The organism is Candidatus Latescibacterota bacterium (assembly GCA_020633725.1).
Classification (GTDB): Bacteria; Krumholzibacteriota; Krumholzibacteriia; order JACNKJ01; family JACNKJ01; genus VGXI01.
Map to the genome: position 1 here is coordinate 457,341 of JACKDC010000002.1, position 18,568 is coordinate 475,908.

The window sequence follows — 18,568 nt, forward strand, 5'->3', positions numbered from 1 at the left end:
GCCCACGGGAGACCGCATGCGCATCCTCCTGGGCCTGGACGTGGGCGGCACCAACGTGAAGGCGGTGCTCGCCACGGCCGACGGCCGCGCGCTCCGCCGCGCGCGCTGGCGCACCGCGGAGCTGGGCGACACGCCCGCCGCCGCGCTGGACGGCCTCGCCGCCCGCGTCGACCGGCTGCTCGCTGCGGCGCCCCTCGCGCCCGCCGCCCTCGGCGGGCTGGGCCTGGCCTGCGCCGGGCTCATCGACGGGGAGAGCGGACGCATTCTCGACGCCCCCAATCTTCGCCACTGGGAAGGCGCGCCGCTGGGCGAATGGCTCGCCGGCCGCTTTCCCTGCGCCGTGGCGGTGGAGAACGACGTCAACGCCCTGGCCTACGGCGAGTGGCGGCTGGGCGCCGGGCGCGGGACGCGGCACCTGGCCTGCCTCGCCCTGGGCACCGGCGTGGGGGGCGGGCTCATCCTCGACGGGGCGCTCTACCGCGGGCGCAGGGGTCTCGCGGCCGAGCTGGGTCACCTGGTGATCGACCGGGAGGGGCGGCGCTGTCCCTGCGGGAATCGCGGCTGCCTCGAGGCCTATGCCGGCGCGCGGGCGCTGGAGGCGGCGGCGCGGCGCGCGCTGGCTCGTCGGCGGGCCGGTCACGCGGCGTTGATGCGGGCCCTCGGGGGCGGCGCGCCCGACCCTCGGGCTCTCGCCGCGGCGGCGCGGGGCGGATCCGCGCTGGCGCGGGAACTCCTGGCCGAGGCCGGACGTGCGCTGGGCGTGGCCGTGACGAGCATCATCAACGCCTTCGCGCCCGAGCGCGTGATCCTGGCCGGCGGAGTGGCCGCGGCCGGGGCGCTGGTGCTGGGGCCGGCCCGCGCGGAGGCGCGCGCGCGCCTGATGAACCCGCGGGTCCAGCGGCTGGATCTGCGCCTGCGCGCCCTCGGCAACGACGGCGCCGCCCTCGGCGCCGCACTGCTCGCCGCGGAGCGCCGCGGATGAGGCGCCTCGTCGCCGTGCTGCTCGTCCTCGCCTCGGCGGCGGTCGCCTCGGGTCAGCAGGAGACCGGCCGCGCGCGCGTCTTCAACTGGCGCGGCGGCGGCCAGCTCGACTACTCCCGGGTGGACAGTCTGAGCGTCACGCGCCTCGAGAAGTTCTGGTGCCAGTCGGACAGCATGGAGGTCACGGCCGACCTCGCCGAGCGGCGCGTGAACGAGCGCAGGGGGTCGGACGAGTTCTTCCTGCGGGGCAACGTCGTGGCCACCGAAGGGGCGACGCGGATCGTCGGCGACCGCGGCCACTACGACCGCAACCTGGACCAGGCCACCGTCAGCGGGAACGTCAGCATCGACGACGCCGAGACGGTGATCCACTGCGACCGGGCCGTCTACGATCACGGCGCGCAGATCATCCACCTCGAAGGGCACGTGGACGTGCTGCAGACCGGCAGCCGCCTGCGCGCCGAACGCGTGAGCTACCACCGCGAGACGGGCTTCACCGAGGCCTTCGGCGCCGTGGAGATCGAGGACCTGAAGGAGGGGACCGTCCTGCGCGGCGAGCACGGCAGCTTCGACCGGCAGCGCGACATCGCGCAGATGGACGCCGAGCCCGTCCTCCTGAGCACCAGCGACGGCGACACCGTGCGGGTCACCGCCCAGCGCATGCGTCAGCTCCGCGGCGACAGCCTGGCCGTCGCCGTGGGCGACGTGCGCTACCTGCGCGGCTTCACCGAGGCCCTCTGCGACTCGGCGCTATTCTGGCAGGCCGAGGACCGGCTGCAGCTCTACGGCACGCCGCGCGTGCTACGCAAGGGGGGCGTGCTGTCCGGCGACACGCTGGAGCTCTTCTTCGAGCAGGGGGAGGTCCGGCGGATGAACATCGACGGCGAGGCGCGCTTCCGCGACCGGCCGGCCGCGCCGCACGTCTTCCCCGGCAAGCAGAGCGAGATCCGTGGCGAGCGCTTCCGCGTCGGCTTCAAGAAGGGCGAGATCAGCACCGTGGAGGTGCAGGGCGAGCCCTACAGCCTCTACATCCCTCCGCTGGAGAACCAGGGCCGCGCCTCGATGAACGAGGCCAGCGGCGACTCCATGCTGCTGCGTTTCGACGCCGGCGAGCTGGACGAGGTCCGCATCTTCGGCCAGGCCCACGGCAGCTACCGCTACGTGGACGACTGGCCGACCGCCCTGGCGTCCGCCGACAGCGCGGCGGTGGACAGCCTCGGCTTCTACGGCCGCTTCCAGGAGCGGGCGCTGACGATCGACTACGAGGCGGAGGACATCCTCTACCAGGCGGCGGCCGAGCGGGCCTACCTCGAGGGGCAGGCGCAGGTGAGCAACGCGGACTTCGTGCTGCAGGCGAAGGCCATCCGCTTCGACGCGGCCGACGACTTCCTCGACGCCAGGGGCGAGCCGGTGCTGATCGACCAGGGCGACAAGCTCTACGGCAGCCTCATGGAGTACGCCATCGACGACAAGGTGGGCCTCGTGCACGAGGGCGCCACGCGCTACGGCGACGGGTTCTACACCGGCGAGCGGCTGAAGAAGAATCCGGAAGACCGCGTCCACGCCTACGCGTGCACCTACACCACCTGCGACCTGGCCGAGCCGCACTTCCACTTCAGCGTCGACCGCATGACGATCCAGACCAAGGACAAGATCGTCGGCGCGCCGGTGCGCTTCTATCTCGGCGACGTGCCGCTCTTCTACCTGCCCTACCTCTTCAACGACCTCAAGCGCGGCCGGCGCTCGGGCTTCCTGCAGCCCGACTTCGAGTTCGGCATCACGCTGAACGACAACAAGCCGCAGCGCTTCATCCGCGACGTCGGCTACTACTGGGCCACCAGCGACTACATGGACTGGACCGTCCGCGGCAGCTTCGAGGAGAAGAAGTCGCTCTTCGGCACCCTGAGCACGCGCTACTACCGCCGCTACTTCATGAACGGCTCGGTGAACAGCAACTTCAACTACGACGCGCGGCGCGATCTGGTCACGAAGGCCTTCGCCTGGGGACTCCACGGCACGCACAGCCAGACCTTCGGCGAGCGCACCACGCTGAATGCGAACGTCGACTTCGTGAGCAGCGAGAAGCTGCGTGACATCGACAACTACACCGTGGAACAGACGGTGGACCAGCGGCTGACGTCCAACGTCGGCTTCAGCCACAAGTGGGACAATCTCTCGCTGAACACGAGCTATCGCCGCACGCAGATCCTCAACCAGAAGGACGCCGATCCGGCGACGGACAACCTGCTGCTGGACGAAGCCGTCCCCCTCTCGCTCAGCGCCACGCCGATCCCGCTCTTCCCCGGCCTGACCGCCCGCGACGGCATCGCCGGCGCCCTCGCCAGCCTCAAGCTCACGCCGCGCATCAACTACAGCCGCAGCAGCAAGCAGTACGAGACCCGCAAGGTCGTCACCGAGTCCGCGTCCACCGGCACGAACCTGGGCCTGACGATGAAGCTGGGCATCCTCACCGTGCGGCCGGGCGTGGGCGCGTCGGAGAACTGGAACCGCAGCAACCAGCCCGTGTCCAGCGACGTCCTCGTGCCCTTCGGCAAGCCCGCCGACCTGCCCTACGGCGGCACGCCGCTGTCGCCCTTCGGCGAGAGCGGCGCGCTGGCGGAGGGCAGCGAGGGCGTGGTGGACCGCTCCGGCGAGTTCAGCCATCGGTGGAGCGCGTCGACGTCCGTCTCCACCAAGCTCTACGGCCTCTACTACCCGCACATCGGCCGGCTGACGGGCCTGCGCCACACCTTCAGCCCCTCGGCCTCTTGGAGCTACGAGGAGAGCCGCGGCAAGAGCTTCAGCCTCGGCCGCCGCGTCAACATGTCCCTGGACAACAGCCTCGACCTCAAGTTCGGCGAGGGCGACAAGGTGCAGCGCAAGACCGGCGTGCTCCAGTGGAGTCTGGGGACGGCCTACGACCTGACGAAGCGCCCCGAGGAGAACCCCTGGAGCGCGCTCAGCAGCAGCGTGCAGTTCAATCCGCTCCAGTCCTTCACGCTGTCGCTCCGCCAGTCCTACGACCTGAACACGGGCGAGCGGCAGAGCACGACCCTCAGCGGCAACCTGGCGCTCTCCGGCCGCTTCAGCTACGGCGAGCAGGAGAAGGACGAGCGCGCGCGCAACCTGGTGCTCCAGCGCGAGGGCGGCGCAGCGCCCACGGACACGACGCAGGCCGCCCCCGCCGCCGACGGCAGCGGCTTCGACCCCGACGCCCCGCTGCGGGACGAGGCCCCCGCGCCGCCGCGCGGCCCCGTCGGCGAGCAGCGCTGGAACTTGTCCGGTAGCTTCTCGTTGAACCGCACCCAGACGAGTTCGCCCAGCCCCACCGTCAACCTCAGAGGTCGCGTCGACCTTACAGATAACTGGAGCCTCGACTATCAAACGAGCCTGAGCCTTCAGGACGGCGAGCTGGGCACGCAGTCGATCCATGTGACACGCAACTTGCACTGCTGGGAGGCGACCTTCTCGCGGCTTGTCTTCCAAGGACGGGAGCAGTACTATTTCCGCATCTACCTGAAAGCGCACCCCGAGGACATCAAGCTCGAGTCGGGTGACCGCAGCGCCGGGTACGGCGGGTTCTAATGCGGCGCCACGCGGCGCCCGCCAGCCGAGGGAGCAGCATGAACAAAGCGGATCTCGTGGATCAGCTGGCCGAGGCCAGCGGTCTCAGCAAGAAGGACGCGCGCGCGGCGGTGGAGGTGCTCTTTGCCACCGATCCTCGCAACGGCGTCATCGCGAATGCGCTCGAACGGGGCGACAAGGTGCAGATCACGGGCTTCGGCACCTTCGAGCTTCGCCAGCGCAAGGCCCGCACGGGCCGCAATCCCCGCACCGGCGAGGAGATCAGCATCGCGGCCAGCCGCGCGCCGGTCTTCTCGGCGGGCAAGGGTTTCAAGGACCGTTACAACGACTGAGGCGTCGCCGGGACTCACCCGGCGGCGAGCGAAGGAGAGATAGCAACCATGCCAAGCCAGCGACACGGCCTCCTGCTGGGAGGCGCCCTGCTGCTGCTGGGAACGGTGTTCGGCGCCGTTCCGGCCGCCCATGCCGATGTGGACGTCGTCATCGGCTACGAGACTCGAGCCGTTGGCGAGCTCGAGCAGTGTGGGTGACATAGCAAGCAGAAGGGCGGCGTCGCCCGGCGGGCGGCGCTAATCAACACGCTTCGCGACGAGAGTGAGAACGTCCTCATCCTGAGCGGCGGCGACAACGTTTCCAACAAGGGCGATCGCCAGTGGAACCGTCAGTCGCAGATGCTGCTGAGCATGATGGGCGAGATGGGCACAGGTGCGGCGGCCGTGCAGAGCCAGGATCTCTTCCTGGGCCTGGACGTGCTGAACAGCGCCGCGGCGGAGCACGGCCTCAGCCTGATTTGCGCCAATCTGGTGGGGGAAGACGGCAAGCCGCTCTACCCGGCCTACAAGGTGTTCACCTACGGCGACAAGAAGCTGGGCGTGCTCGCGGTGACGGATCCGCGCCTTCAGAGCGCCATCAAGAGCATGCCGAACGGACTGAAGTTCGACGACCCCGCCCCCGCGCTGGCGGCCGGCGTCAAGGCGCTCCATGATGCGGAGGGCTGCGACGCGGTGGTCCTGCTCTTCGGCGGCCGCCGGGAGCAGGCGCTGGAGCGCTGCAAGGATCTGCAGGGCGTCGATCTGATCTTCTACGGCAACGCGACGATCAGTCAGCGCGTGCCTGCCGAGACGGATGCGGGGGTTCCCGTGTACACCGCGGCCAACCGCGGCAAGGACTTCGGCGAGATCACGCTGACGATGAAGGACGACGGCACGGTGGAGCTCAGTCCGATGCTCATTCACGAGCTGGACAAGAACTACGCGGAGGAGCCGAGCTACGCCGAGCGCGTGAACGCGTTCAAGGCGGAGATCGAGGTCGAGCACACGCGCGCGCAGGAGATCGAGACGATGGCGCGGGAGTTCAGCGCGGCGCCGGTGACGGACACCTACCTGGGGACGGACACCTGCGCACGCTGCCACGCGGACATCGCGAAGAAGTTCGAGAGCTCGGCGCACGCGCACGCAATGGCCACGCTCGAAGCCAAGTACGAGGACAACAACCCGGACTGCGTGGCCTGCCACGTGACCGGCTGGAAGGAGCCCGGGGGCTACGGGATCGATCCGCAGAACCGGGCCATGCTGGCCGGCGTGCAGTGCGAAGCCTGCCACGGCTACGGGACGGCGCACGACCGCAGCACGAACGCCATGGCGGCGCCCAAGGACATGTGCCTGCGCTGCCACGACGCCGCGAACAGCCCCGAATTCGACTTCGACCGCTACTGGGCGAAGATCAAGCACTAGGGGACGGCGTGCGCAGAACGGCTGTCGTGGCGGCCTGCCTTGGACTGGCCGCCGGATTCATCGCCCGGACGGGGAGCGCCTCGGCGCTCCTCGAGCCGGGCTTCTTCATGGCCTATCGCGTGGAGACCGTCAGCGCGGGCCAGCGCGCGGAGCAGCGCTTCCGCGTGGAGGTCACGGACGACCGCGGCGGCGGCCGCCGGGGGGTCCTGCTCAGCATCGACGGGGCGCCGTCCTACCGGGCCGTCTACCAGACCGACGACGACGAGCCCATGGGCGTCTTCGACGCCGAGCGCTTCGAGCGAATGGAGGGCCTGCAGGACGGCGAGTGGCTGCCGCTGGCGACCGACGACGTGGAGATGTTCGACGCGCTGCGGGCCATGGAGGCCAGCCTTGCGGGCGGCGCGGCCTCGAGCGACTCCACCGTCACCTTGGGCGGACGCGACTGGACCGCCCAGCGCTACGCCCTGACGGACAGCTCGACCACGGTGCAGGAGAGCGCGAGCGTCACGCTGCGCACGGAGCGCCGCACGCAGGGCGTGGCGTGGATGATCCCCGAGCTTCCCTTCGGCGGCTGGCTGCGCTACGAGGCGCTGACGGAGGCGCGCAAGGTGAGCGAGGTCGGCGGCCGCCGCTTCGCCGGCGACCCCGAGGCCAGCCGCGAAACGTGGACCCTGGTCGAGCTGGGACTCCCCCCGAACAATAAGTAAAGTCCGCCGGGCGCGTCCTACGCCGTGGGCGCCGCGTTCGAGCGGGGCGAACACCCCTCCTGGCCAGCCCTGGCGGCGGTTCGCCGCGTCCGCCCGCATTCCCCTTGACATGTTCTTGACGATTGGATAGTGTGTCCACTACATCTGGGGCGCTACTGTCCATTTCAGGACCCAAGGCCCCATATCTAGGGTGAGAGAAATCACCCCGCGACGAGTCATTACTCAAAGGAAAGGGTGAGCCGATGAGTAATACGAATCCGGGCGTTGCCACGTCTGCCTACCTGGAACGTGAGCTGGATTCTAATAAGAAATACGTCAAGTACCACAAACTCCTCGCCAAGGCCGAGAAGGAAGGCCGCATCGACGGGCGCTACGCGTGCCCGGTGTGCGGCATGCGCTACATGGTCTGGGACGAGGCCGATACGTGCTGCAAGTTGCTCCCGGGGATGAGGTAGCCCGCCGGCGCGGAGAGAGGATTCCATGAAGCAGTACTGCTCCGTTTGCAAGGACCACCTCGACATGGAAGTGGTGGAAGAGGGCGGAGAAGACGAGGTCACTTGGCTGAAGTGCCCGCGTTGCAAGGGAATCCTGCCTCACATGAAGCTGGAGGGCGAGGACGAAGGCGCCTCGGCCCCGGAGGCCGAGGCGTTCAGCCTCGACGGCATCGACGAGGCGTCGGTCCATGAGTACGACGCCTCGCGGAACTACGAGGTGGGGGACGTCATCTACCATCGCTCGTGGAACGACTACGGGCGCGTGGTGGAGAAGCTGATCCTGCCCGGGGACCGTCATGCCATCAAAGTGCAGTTCCTCAACCAGGGCGACGTCAACTTGCTCGAGGCCGTCCGCAACGAGGCCTAGCGCGGGCGCGCTGCGCGCCCGTGTCGTCGTCAGCGTGGTTCTACTGGTCCTGCTCGGGGGCCGGTCTGCGCACGCCCGCCTGCTTCTCCTGGAGTCGCCGCTCGAGAGCCTCGCGCCGCTGCCCGCGGATGCGCGTCGTCTGGAGTTCAGTTCGACGGCCTTCGGTGCGCAGCACTGGGCCGGCCAGCGCCTCCAGCTGCGCTACGCCGGTTCGCGCGGCACGCAGCTAAGCTGGAGCCTCGCGCTGCCCTGGCTGTACTCGTCCTATGCGAACGGCGGGCGGTCGGGGCGCGACAACCTCTTCCTGGGGGCGGGGCTGCGCGTGCTCGGCGACGAGGGCGCGCGCCTGCGCGTGGGCGGCGAGCTGTGGCTGCCCTTCGCGGCCCCGGAACTCGCGCCCCTCGGGGAACGGCGCGCGTTCGGGCGCCTGGCGCTGCTGGCCGGCGGCGGGCCGCGCGCACCGCTGCAGGTTTCGCTGAGCTGGCGAACCGAGCTGCGCGGGCTGGGCCCGGAACTCGACGCGTCCGCCGATCAACGCATCTGGCCCGAGCGCTGGAATCTGGACGCGCGACTCGGCCGCTTCCCGGCGGCGGGGCTTGCCGCCTTCGTGCGCGGCGGCAGCTCCCTGCAGTACGACGACGGCAAGCGCCGCCAGCTCGGCTGGATCGGCGGCGGCGCGCAGTTCGCCTGGGGGGAGGTCTTCAGCGTCGAGCTGTCAGGCGAGGGCTGGCTGGGGCTGGGTGGCGACCCCGTGCGCCCCGACTACCGGCTGCGCCTGACCCTGCGCCGCGACGCGATCGCGCCGCCAGCGCCCGCCGAACCTGCGTCCCCGGGCGAGCCGTCCTCCAGCGGATCCTAGCGCCGGCTCAGCAGCTCCAGCTTGTACTTGCCGTACTTGAAGCGGCTGCCGTCGCCGGAGATCACGAGCCGTGACTTCTCGTCGGGGCGCACGAGCACCTCCGGCACCTCCAGCTCGGCCGACAGGAGCTGGGACTGCTTCTCGCCCTGCTCCATGCGGTCCAGCTCGTTGCCCAGCACCACCAGCACGCGGTGCGGCCCCGCCGGCAGCGTGAGCGTGACGGGAGGGAACTGGTGCTGGTTGCGCAGGAAGGTCCAGCCGCGGTCGGCGAACTCCTTCTCGATGCTGTCGTCCTCGGTCTCGCTGAGCAACTCGCCGTCGACGTAGATCTTGAGGTGCAGCGTGTTCAGTTCGACCATGCGCTCGCGATCCGCGGGGCTGCGATAGCGGGCCGAGGAGCGCGGGACGTCGCCGATCAGGGCGACTTCCAGTTCGCCGCTGCCCTGCATCGCCGGCCGGGCGGCCTCCTGGGCCGGCGCGGGCGCGGTCGGCGGGGCCGCGGTCGCGCCGCGGGGATCCTCCAGCAGGATCGCCTTGATCTGATCGCGCGGAACGGCGAGGGAGTCCGCGTAGCTGGTGCGCAGCACCAGCTGTTCCGCGTCCATGCTCACGACCTCGCCGTGGAGCACGGAGCCATCCTGGAGCTGGACGTACTGCTGCATCGCCTCGGCGGCATGGGCCACGGCCGCCGGCAGGGCGGCGAGCGCGAGCAGGGACAGGCATCGACGGAGTTGCATCATGCTGAACCTCACGGGAGAGCGTCCGGGCGCCCCGGCTTGCATCGGCGGGGCGGCTGTGGCAGCTTCGGCGCAGTCTAGGCGGACGGCGCCGGTGGCACAAACACTTTCAGGGGAGCCGGGCATGGGCTTTCACAGCACTCGTGGGACGATGGCGATCTCGATCTGGGTCGTGGCGCTGCTGACGGTCATCGTGGCGCCGGTCGGCGCCGCGGATCTGCAGGAGCACCATCTCGACAACGGACTCGATCTCCTCTTCAAGGAAGCCCACGGCGGGCCCATGGTGGCGTCCATCGTCACGGTGGGCGCCGGCGCGCGCTTCGAGGACGAGACCAGCTACGGCGCCAGCCACTTCCTCGAGCACATGGTTTTCAACGGCACCGCCACGCGGAGCCGGGAGGACATCAACGAGGGCATCAAGGCCTACGGCGGTTACATCAACGCCATGACCCGCCGCGAGTACACCTGCTACATCCTGCTCGTGCCCCGCGAGTACCTGCGTCAAGGCCTGGAGATACAGGCGGACATGCTCTTCGGTTCCCTGCTGCCCCCGGACGAGTTCGAGAAGGAGAAGCGCGTCGTCATCGAGGAGATGAACAAGGACTACGACAGCGGCAGCTACCGCGGCGATCTCGCGCGGGGCAGCTTCTTCCTCGACGGCACGCCCTACGACCATCCCATCCTGGGCACGGTGGAGACCATCGAGCGGCTTCAGCGCGACCAGGTGATGGCCTACTACCGGTCCCGCTATCAGCCCGGCAACTGCCGTCTGTTCCTGGTGGGGGATTTCGAGAGCGAGCCGGCGCTCGCCCTCGTGGACTCGATCTTCGGCATCGTGCCGGGGCGCGCGGCGGCCACGCCGCGGCGGGTGCGTCCCATGTGGTCCGAGGAGCCGGAGTTCCGCGTCTACCGGGCGGAGGAGGGCACGCCGCGACTGGACCTCGCCTGGCTGGCGCCGGCGCTGCGGGACGGCGACTACGCCGCGCAGCTCGCCCTGGCCGGCATGCTCGGCGACGAGCACCGCTCGCCGCTGCGGGTGGACGACGAGGGCGGGCGCGTCCTCGAGCTGAGCGCGAGCGTCGAGCCCTTCGCGGACTTCAGCCTCTTCACGCTGACCCTGGACATCGGCGACCAGAACGTCGGCGAGCTCTCCCGGCTCCTCGCGGAACGGCTCGCCGGCCTCGCCACCTGGGTCCCCGACGCGGCCTGGACCGCGGAGGTCGCGCATGGCCTGCGCGTGGAGGACGTCTTCCTGCAGGACACCTACCACTACTACGCGATGATGAAGTCCGCCGAGCTGCACCTGGGCGGCTACGCCTTCCTCGCCGGCTACGACGCCTCCCTGGCGACGCTCTCGCCGGCGGCGCTCCGCGGCGCGCTGGAGCGCAGCCTCCTGGCGGGCGCGCCTCGCGTGATCTGGAGCGGGCAGGACGCGGACTCGACGGCGACGTCGATCCCCGGCGGCCCGCCGCTCGCCGACTTCCACGTGCTGCCGAGCACCGCGCAGCTGCCCATCCCGCCCGCGGCGGCGCCGGCGGGCGCGCTGGCCAGCGGGAGCCCGCAGGGCGCCGGAGGCGAGGAGCGTCTCGTGTTCGACAACGGCCTCACGGTGTTGCTGCGCTCGGACGCGGCGAGCCAGGTCTGCGCCGCGCATCTGCTGATCCGCGGGCGCTCGGACGCCGAGCCGGAGGGCCGCGAGGGCATGGTGGCGCTGGCCCACAACCTTCTGTCCAGCGGCACCCGCGAGCACGACGAGGCCGCGATCGCGGGCATCCTCTCCTCGCTGGGCGCCACGCTCAAGGTCGGGGACAATCCCTGGATCCCCTTCGACGACTACTACACGCGGCAGGACTTCTCCTTCCTGCGCCTGGAGCTGCTGGACGAATCCGCGGCCGAGGGCCTGGCCCTGCTGGCCGAACTGGTCGGCAACGCCACCTACCCCGACGCGGCCGTGGACCGTGAGAAGGGGCGCATGCTGGCGTCGCTGCGGATGGGCAGCCCGCGGCCGAGCGAGGTGGCGCGTGAAGCGCTGGCCGCCTGGACCTACGCGGACGGCCCCCTGGGCCGCCCGGTGGAGGGCACGGCCGAGAGCATCGCCGCGATCGACGCCGCGCAGCTGCGCGACTTCCATCCCCGCTACTTCGACCCGGCGCGGATGGTCCTCTCGGTGGTCTCCGGCCTGCCGCTGGAGCGCCTGCGCGGGATCGTGCGCGAGCGCTTCGGCGCCCTGACGCGGCCCGAGGAGCCGCTCGCACTGCCCGCCAGCGCGCTGCAGCCGGGACCCGGCGAGCTGCGCCACCCCATGGAGGACAAGGCCCAGGTCGCGCTCATCGCCGCGCGGCTCACGCCTCCGGCGGGCGATCTGCCCGACGGCCTGGAGGTGCTGGTGGACGTCCTCTCGGCCCGGATGGCGCTGGAGCTGCGGGAGAAGCAGGGGCTCGCCTATTCGGTCGGAGCGGGCCTGCGCCTGGTGCCGGGCCTGGCGGCGGGGGAGCACGGCTACGGGCAGGTCACGCTGCAGATGTCCACCGGCGCGGACAACCTGGAACAGGCGCGGACCGGCATGCAGGCCGAGCTGGAGCGCATGGGCGCCGAGCCGCCGAGCGCGGAGGAGGTCTTCCGCGCCGTCAACGGGCGCTGGGGGCGCGAGCTCATGCGGGATCTCTCTAGGATCCACCAGGCCTACCAGCTCGGGCTGCGCGAGCACCTGGGGCTGGATCCCTTCGCGGGGAGCGAGGGCCGCGTGGCGAAGCAACGGGCCATTCCGCCGGCAGAACTTGCCGCACTGGCCCGGCAGTATCTGCTGCAGGATGACTGGCTCTGGGTCCTGGCGGGTGGCGGATTGCAGTGAAATCCTCTATACCGAAGCCAAGCTGTTAGGGATTTGTCAGCCCTTAATTCCTGGAAATACGCCAAGAATCATCTGAATCTCTGAGCATAGCGCAAGGAATCCGGGATAGTTGTACGGCGTCAGGTCCGTAAGTGCAGTCAACAGCGTTTCTTGTGAGGGTGGATGGAACTTTCCGGAAGGGCCGGCGTTTTGCTTTGCACTTGACTTGAGCGCGTCGATCCGTGATACTCCCGGTGCCGAGTTGTGACAACCTTCACAATTCAGCACGATAAACCGGAACGGCAGAACTCTCCCAGGGTTCATCCACAGGGGCGAAGAAATGGCTGGAGTCTTTCAGAATCAGGCCGAGAGCGAGACCCTCAACGCTTACCTGCAGTCCATCGGTGACTTCCAGAGCCTGAGCCGCGAGCAGGAAGCCGCCGTCACGGTGCGCATCCGCGAGGGGGACGAAAAGGCGCTGGAGGAGATGATCACCGCGAACCTGAAGTTCGTGGTGTCCATCGCCAAGCAGTACGTCGGCCAGGGCCTGAGCCTGCTCGACCTGATCAACGAGGGCAACCTCGGCCTGATCAAGGCGGCCTATCGCTTCAACGAGAAGAAGGGCTTCAAGTTCATCTCGTACGCCGTCTGGTGGATCCGTCAGTCGATCATGCAGGCCATCGTGGAGCAGGGCAACATCGTCCGCCTGCCCATGAACAAGGCCAACATCCTCTACCAGATCCGCAAGCGGAACCGGGCGCTGTGGGAGCAGCTGGGCCGTCAGCCAACCAAGGCCGAGCTCGCCAAGGCGCTGGGCATCGCCGAGTCCGTGATCAACGAGATCGAGCTGGCGACGAACACCTACCGCTCGCTGGACGAGCCGCTCGGCACCGAGGAGGATCACATCCTCCTGAACACGCTCGAGGACGAGGATCAGCCCAGCCCGGCCGAGAACCTCGACATGAGCGAGTTCCACAGCCTGATCGAGGCGGCGCTGGATTCGCTGAGCCCCCGCGAGGCGATGATCCTGCGGAACTACTACGGGCTCGGCGCCCGTGAGCCGATGACGCTCGAGGAGATCGGCAAGGACCTGAACATCAGCCGTGAGCGCGTGCGCCAGGTGAAGGTCAAGGCCCTCAGCCGCATCCGCAACAGCCAGGTGGGCAAGCGCCTGGCCGAGCACGCCAGTTAAGCCATCGCTGCCAGTCAGCGACGCGCCGGCCTCCCCGCTCCGGGAGGCCGGTTTTTCTTGATGCGTGGCATCTGGACCCCGTAATCCGGCATGGCCGATTCCTCTTTCTCGGCGCGATGGCTGAGGATAGAATTGAAAGCACGGTGAGCTTCCCCGCTCAACTCACACCGGGTCGGATGCGTAGCGCGTCGGAGTCTCAGTCCCCTCCTGAAGGTCCCTGCTCGCCGCCGGCCTCCGCCGGAGGTCATCATGTTCGCTTCTTCGATGCGGCGCTCGCTCGCGATCGCGCCTCTCGTCGTGGGACTGCTCTCGCTGCCGGTCACGCCCGCCTCGGCGCGCGATCGCGCGCCCACCCCGACCGCGCTGAAGCCGGTTCCCGCCTCATCCCTCAGCGTGCGCGCGGACACGCTCTTCCTGTTCGCGGCCAGCGGTCCGGGCAGCTTCGGCAGTCCCGGGACCGTCGCCCGCGGCTTCAGCTTCGACGCGGCGGACGGCTCGCCGGACCCCGCGGGCTGGACCGGCGTCGACGCATCGGTGCTCGACCAGAACGTCCACTGGCATGTGACCGAGACCGCGGTCACCGCCGGGCACGACACCGACATGAGCGGCGCGGCGCCCTTCGACCCTGGCGACACCGCGAACGACTACTCCTTCTGGTGCGGCGAGCTGGACCAGTGCAACTGGGTCCACCCCAGCGGCTACGGGCTGAACTGGATCCAGAGCGCGGTGATCGACCTGGAGGGGGCGCCCGTGGGCAGCGCGCTCCAGCTCGACTTCGGCATGTCGACCTGGTTCGAGGGGGACGTCTACGACTATCTCGAGGTCATCGCCCGGTGGCGTGGCGGCGGCGAGCAGCTGATCGCCACCTACAACGACTACCTGGCCAGCCCCTACGCGCCGTACACGCTCACGCTGCCGGCTGCGCAGGCCGACGGCGACAGCCTCGACGCCGTGATCTTCCGCTTCACGTCCGACGGTTCCTTCGCCGACCAGGACGGCCAGTTCCCCACCGACATCGGCGCGGTCTGGCTGGACAACATCGTGGTCACGGTGGACGGCGCCGAACGCTTCGCCGCGGACTTCGAGGACGGCCAGCTCCCCGCCGCGATGAGCCTCGTAGCCGGCGCGCCGGGCGCGGGCGACTTCGCGACGCTTCGTCATGGACTGAACACCCAGGACAGCTGCGTGAACAACGGCAGCTACTACTGGACCTTCTTCGACCCCTCGCTCCCCGAGCCCGGCTGGCCCGACGGCGTGGTTCCCTACGGACCGCCCTTCATGTGGAACTACGTGCGCAGCCCGGTGCTGAGCCGCGACCAGTACGGACAGCCGCTCAACCTCGACGCCAGCTCGCGGCTCATCGTCTCCGCCGACGTCTACCTGGATCTGCCCCTGGAGCAGGTGGTCTTCTTCCAGGCGGCCATCTCCGCGGGGAGCGGCGAGGATCCGAACTGCTACGTCAGAACCGCCGACAACAATCTCTACTTCGGGGAAGAGACGCAGTGGCGGCACTACGCGCTCGACTTCACCTACACCCTGCACCAGATCATGGGTGACGGTGTGGGCGACACCGGCGGCATCGTGGTCGACATCGGCGTCGTCGACGCCTGCCCCTTCTTCTGCAACATCTACGGGGACGGCCAGCACCACCACGGGACGCCCTACATCGACAACATCACCGTGGCGATCCTGGACGGCGGTCCCGCGGCCTTCGACGTGCTCCCGGCCGGGCGCTTCCAGGACGCCTTCGACGTGGACGGCGACGGCACGGTGCGCATCGACAGCGCGCGCGATCTCGTCCAGCTGAACAACACCATGAGCCACGTGGCCGGCGATTCGCTCGGCTTCACGCTGGGCCTCGACGCCCACGGCGGCGTCGCCCAGACCTTCAACGGCCTCGCCGGCGAACCGCGCCCCGAACTGCGGCTCTTCTGGCGCGTGGTGGACGGCCCGCACGCCGGCTCCACCGATCCGACCATGGCGGATCCCGACGCGGCCGACGGCATCTGGTCGCCCTGGGCGGGCGTCATGACCCTGGACGACGGGCCATGGTGCACCATGCAGGCGGAGCTGGTCTGGGATCGGCCGTTCCTTCCCGACTACTACGCCTTCGACTTCAACGACGCCTACTTCCTGCCCGGCGACAGGATCGAGTACTTCCTGCGCGGCCTGGCCGTGGACGGCAAGGAGGCGCTCGCACCCGGAGACGCCCGCGCCGCCGACCCCGCGGCCCGCGCGTACTTCCACGTGAGCTGCCTGCCCACGGCGGGGCACAACCTGCTCCTCGTCGACAAGGGCGGCGATCTGCTGGACGCCTGGGAGCTCGCCTTCGCCGCGAACGGACTGAGCGCCCAGGTGGACCGCTTCACGGCCAACGCGCCGGGGGGCGAATACCTCAACTCGCTGGGCACGCAGGCGAGCCTCGCCTCGCTGTCCGGATACCGCGCGATCCTCTGGGACAACGGCAGCACCGGGGCGAACACGCTGATCACGGGTCTCGGGCCACGCGACCGGGCGGACGAGGGCCAGCTGCTCCAGGACTGGCTGGCGGCCAGCACCGTCGACGCCGGCCTGTGGATCATGGGCGATCACGTGGCGGAGGACATCGACGACGGCTCGCCCTACCTCGCGGAGTTGCTCGGCGCCGAGCTCCACGGCGGCAGCTACCAGCAGCAGACCGGCATCCTCACGCCCAGCGTGCTCGCGAGCCATCCGCTGCTCGCCTACCTCGGCGGGACCCCGGACTTCATCGCCGACGGCGGCTGCCCCGACCTGCGCGAATTCTCCGGCATTCGACCCGTCGTGGACCCGCTGGTGGAGACCGCTTTCACCTGGGCCGACGACGGCGGCTCCGGCACCGTGGCCGGGACCTACGCTCTCGATCCGGAAGGCGACGGCGACAGCACCAACGCCGGCGGCCACGCGACGCGCGCTCTCCTGACGCCGTTCGGTTACGCCACGCTTCGCGACACCGGCTATGGCAACGTGGACCCGGACTACGTCCGTCAGCTTCCGCTCATGGTCCTCAGCCGCTTGATGGGCTACCCCGGGGACGTCACGGGCACTTCCGACCCGGCGCCCTCGGTCACCGGGCTGGCGCGGGCCTATCCGAATCCCTTCAACCCGTCCACGACGCTCCGCTACTCCCTCGCGGCGCCGCAGCGCGCGCGGCTCAGCGTGCACGACATCCTGGGCCGTGAACTCGCCGTGCTCGTCGACGGACTTCAGCCCGCCGGGCCGCAGGAGGTGGTCTGGGACGGCCGCGACGGCGCGGGCCGCCCGCAGGCCAGCGGGATCTACTTCGCGGAATTCCGCGCGGGGGTGTCGCGAGAGCGGCAGAAGCTCGTACTCCTAAAGTAGCGAGCCTGTGTCCTCTCGCGCGCCGCTTCGAAGGCGCGCGACCCGGACACAGGGCTCGCTAGCGTCCGGAAGGTGCGCGACCCGCACACGCACCTGCTCGCGGGCAGAGTGCACGGCCAAGACGACCACTCGCTCGCAGGCAGAACAGAAGGTGCGCGACCGGGATACGCGCCGCAGCGAAAGACCGAGGCCGGCCGAATCCTGTTTGACGTCGCCGGCATCCAAGGCCACACTGATCGCGGTGTGACGAACCGGGAAGGAGAGCCCGCATGAAACGGATTCTGATCCTCTTTGCCTTGCTGGCCATGGGCGTGCTGGCCGTCAACGGCCTCCAGGGCTGCGCCAAGCAGGCGGACGCCATGGTCCAGTGCGCCGGCGGATGCGGCATGGAGATGCCCAAGTCGGCGGCCAAGGAGATCGACGGCAAGTTCTACTGCGCCGGCTGCGCGGCCAAGATGGCCGGCGACATGCACGACCATGGCGACATGGTCGCCTGCGCCGGCGGCTGCGGCATGGAGATCGCCAAGGCCGATGCGACCGAGCACGACGGCAAGTTCTACTGCGCCGGCTGCGCGGCCAAGATGGGCTTCGAGACCGCCATGGTGCAGTGCGCCGGGTGCGGCATGAAGGTCGCCCAGGCGGACGCCAAGGAAATGGACGGCAAGTTCTACTGCAGCGGTTGCGCCGAGCATGCCGGCCACGGCCACTAGAGCTTAAGGTCTTGTAGCGCAGAGAGTTGAGGGGCCCGGGGCGCATTGACACCCCCGGGCCCCCTTCTTATCATATCCCCGTGCGGCCGATCGGCCGCGGCTCCGCCGTTTCCCGCTTCCGGAGGCCATCATGAAAGTAAGCACCTTCGAGGAGAAGGTCGGACTCGCCGAGATGCTCAAGGGCGGGGTCATCATGGACGTGACCAACGCCGCGCAGGCGAAGATCGCCGAGGACGCCGGCGCCGCCGCGGTGATGGCCCTCGAGCGCATTCCTTCGGACATCCGGGCCGACGGCGGCATCGCCCGCATGAGCGACCCGCGCATGATCCGCGAGATCCAGGCCGCCGTGAACATCCCCGTCATGGCGAAGTGCCGCATCGGGCACATCGCCGAGGCCCGGGTACTCGAAGCGCTGGAGGTGGACTTCATCGACGAGTCCGAGGTGCTCACGCCGGCGGACGATGCGAATCACGTCTGGAAGCACGAGTTCAAGGTGCCCTTCGTCTGCGGCTGCCGTGACCTGGGCGAGGCGCTGCGGCGCATCGGCGAGGGCGCGGCCATGATCCGCACCAAGGGCGAGGCCGGCACGGGCAACATCGTGGAGGCCGTGCGGCATCTGCGCGCGGTGGTGGGCGGGATCCGTCGCCTGACGCAGCTGGACGCGGGCGAGCTGATGGCCGCCGCCAAGGAACTCGGCGCGCCCTTCGCGCTGGTGAAACAGGTGGCCGAGTCGGGCAAGCTGCCCGTCCCCAACTTCTCCGCCGGCGGCGTGGCCACGCCCGCCGACGCGGCGCTGATGCGCACGCTGGGGGCGGAGGCGGTCTTCGTCGGCTCGGGCATCTTCAAGTCGTCCGATCCGGAGCGCATGGCCAAGGCGGTCGTCGAGGCCACGACCCACTGGCAGGACGCCGACCGTCTCGCGCGCATCTCCGAGGGGCTGGGCGCGGCCATGCGCGGCCTCGACATGGCCGAGATTCCCCAGGATCAGGTCCTGCAGACGCGCGGCTGGTAGC

At 69.6% G+C, this 18,568-nt stretch carries 14 protein-coding genes; 13 read left to right on the forward strand and 1 reads right to left on the reverse strand.

Translation table 11 applies throughout. The features are described 5' to 3' along the window. Positions 1-16: 16 nt before the first annotated feature. From H6693_06475 to H6693_06510, 8 genes are all read left to right on the forward strand, one after another. Positions 17-982, forward strand: coding sequence for an ROK family protein (locus H6693_06475; protein ID MCB9515822.1), 966 nt, complete (start codon positions 17-19; stop codon positions 980-982). Continuing rightward, complete coding sequence (locus H6693_06480; protein MCB9515823.1) at positions 979-4,566, forward strand: hypothetical protein; 3,588 nt, start codon at positions 979-981, stop codon at positions 4,564-4,566. The genes H6693_06475 and H6693_06480 overlap by 4 nt, the downstream gene beginning before the upstream one ends. Positions 4,567-4,604: 38 nt before the next feature. Next, a complete protein-coding gene (locus tag H6693_06485) occupies positions 4,605-4,898 on the forward strand; it encodes an HU family DNA-binding protein (protein ID MCB9515824.1) in 294 nt (97 codons plus the stop codon). 48 nt (positions 4,899-4,946) lie between these two features. Beyond that, positions 4,947-5,096, forward strand: coding sequence for a hypothetical protein (locus H6693_06490; GenBank protein MCB9515825.1), 150 nt, complete (start codon positions 4,947-4,949; stop codon positions 5,094-5,096). Between the two features lie 141 nt (positions 5,097-5,237). After that, complete coding sequence (locus H6693_06495; protein MCB9515826.1) at positions 5,238-6,299, forward strand: hypothetical protein; 1,062 nt, start codon at positions 5,238-5,240, stop codon at positions 6,297-6,299. 8 nt (positions 6,300-6,307) lie between these two features. Beyond that, positions 6,308-7,006 carry a hypothetical protein gene (locus H6693_06500; GenBank protein MCB9515827.1) on the forward strand — a complete coding sequence of 233 codons (699 nt, stop codon included), beginning with the start codon at positions 6,308-6,310 and terminating at the stop codon, positions 7,004-7,006. Positions 7,007-7,486: 480 nt separating this feature from the next. Beyond that, positions 7,487-7,867 carry a hypothetical protein gene (locus H6693_06505; GenBank protein MCB9515828.1) on the forward strand — a complete coding sequence of 127 codons (381 nt, stop codon included), beginning with the start codon at positions 7,487-7,489 and terminating at the stop codon, positions 7,865-7,867. Between the two features lie 34 nt (positions 7,868-7,901). After that, positions 7,902-8,726 carry a hypothetical protein gene (locus tag H6693_06510; GenBank protein MCB9515829.1) on the forward strand — a complete coding sequence of 275 codons (825 nt, stop codon included), beginning with the start codon at positions 7,902-7,904 and terminating at the stop codon, positions 8,724-8,726. Here the strand turns inward: H6693_06510 and H6693_06515 are convergent. Further along, on the reverse strand, positions 8,723-9,466 hold the full coding sequence (locus H6693_06515; GenBank protein ID MCB9515830.1) for a hypothetical protein: 744 nt from the start codon (positions 9,464-9,466) through the stop codon (positions 8,723-8,725). The two genes, H6693_06510 and H6693_06515, sit on opposite strands and share 4 nt — an antisense overlap. Before the next feature lie 148 nt (positions 9,467-9,614). Here H6693_06515 and H6693_06520 point away from each other — a divergent pair, with 148 nt between their 5' ends. The 5 genes from H6693_06520 (at position 9,615) to pdxS (ending at position 18,567) form a co-directional block, all read left to right on the forward strand. Then, positions 9,615-12,314 (forward strand): insulinase family protein, encoded by a 2,700-nt coding sequence (locus tag H6693_06520; GenBank protein MCB9515831.1) that lies wholly within the window; start codon positions 9,615-9,617, stop codon positions 12,312-12,314. 319 nt (positions 12,315-12,633) lie between these two features. Continuing rightward, positions 12,634-13,485: a sigma-70 family RNA polymerase sigma factor gene (locus H6693_06525; GenBank protein MCB9515832.1), complete on the forward strand. Its 852-nt coding sequence runs from the start codon at positions 12,634-12,636 to the stop codon at positions 13,483-13,485. A 249-nt stretch (positions 13,486-13,734) separates the two neighbouring features. Next, entirely contained in the window at positions 13,735-16,845 is a 3,111-nt protein-coding gene (locus H6693_06530; protein MCB9515833.1) for a hypothetical protein, read from the forward strand. Between the two features lie 269 nt (positions 16,846-17,114). Beyond that, a complete protein-coding gene (locus H6693_06535; GenBank protein ID MCB9515834.1) occupies positions 17,115-17,555 on the forward strand; it encodes a hypothetical protein in 441 nt (146 codons plus the stop codon). A gap of 130 nt (positions 17,556-17,685) precedes the next feature. After that, the gene (gene pdxS / locus H6693_06540) at positions 17,686-18,567 is read left to right on the forward strand and encodes a pyridoxal 5'-phosphate synthase lyase subunit PdxS (GenBank protein MCB9515835.1); all 882 of its coding nucleotides are present in this window, start codon (positions 17,686-17,688) and stop codon (positions 18,565-18,567) included. Position 18,568 lies beyond the last annotated feature (1 nt).

What these genes read in the sequence shown, in the direction of transcription:
- H6693_06475 (MCB9515822.1), top strand. Translation starts at nt 17, where the DNA reads ATGCGCATCCTCCTGGGCCTGGACGTGGGCGGCACCAACGTGAAGGCG.
- H6693_06480 (MCB9515823.1), top strand. Translation starts at nt 979, where the DNA reads ATGAGGCGCCTCGTCGCCGTGCTGCTCGTCCTCGCCTCGGCGGCGGTC.
- H6693_06485 (MCB9515824.1), top strand. Translation starts at nt 4,605, where the DNA reads ATGAACAAAGCGGATCTCGTGGATCAGCTGGCCGAGGCCAGCGGTCTC.
- H6693_06490 (MCB9515825.1), top strand. Translation starts at nt 4,947, where the DNA reads ATGCCAAGCCAGCGACACGGCCTCCTGCTGGGAGGCGCCCTGCTGCTG.
- H6693_06495 (MCB9515826.1), top strand. Translation starts at nt 5,238, where the DNA reads ATGCTGCTGAGCATGATGGGCGAGATGGGCACAGGTGCGGCGGCCGTG.
- H6693_06505 (MCB9515828.1), top strand. Translation starts at nt 7,487, where the DNA reads ATGAAGCAGTACTGCTCCGTTTGCAAGGACCACCTCGACATGGAAGTG.
- H6693_06515 (MCB9515830.1), bottom strand. Translation starts at nt 9,466, where the DNA reads ATGATGCAACTCCGTCGATGCCTGTCCCTGCTCGCGCTCGCCGCCCTG.
- H6693_06520 (MCB9515831.1), top strand. Translation starts at nt 9,615, where the DNA reads ATGGCGATCTCGATCTGGGTCGTGGCGCTGCTGACGGTCATCGTGGCG.
- H6693_06525 (MCB9515832.1), top strand. Translation starts at nt 12,634, where the DNA reads ATGGCTGGAGTCTTTCAGAATCAGGCCGAGAGCGAGACCCTCAACGCT.
- H6693_06530 (MCB9515833.1), top strand. Translation starts at nt 13,735, where the DNA reads ATGTTCGCTTCTTCGATGCGGCGCTCGCTCGCGATCGCGCCTCTCGTC.
- H6693_06535 (MCB9515834.1), top strand. Translation starts at nt 17,115, where the DNA reads ATGAAACGGATTCTGATCCTCTTTGCCTTGCTGGCCATGGGCGTGCTG.
- pdxS (MCB9515835.1), top strand. Translation starts at nt 17,686, where the DNA reads ATGAAAGTAAGCACCTTCGAGGAGAAGGTCGGACTCGCCGAGATGCTC.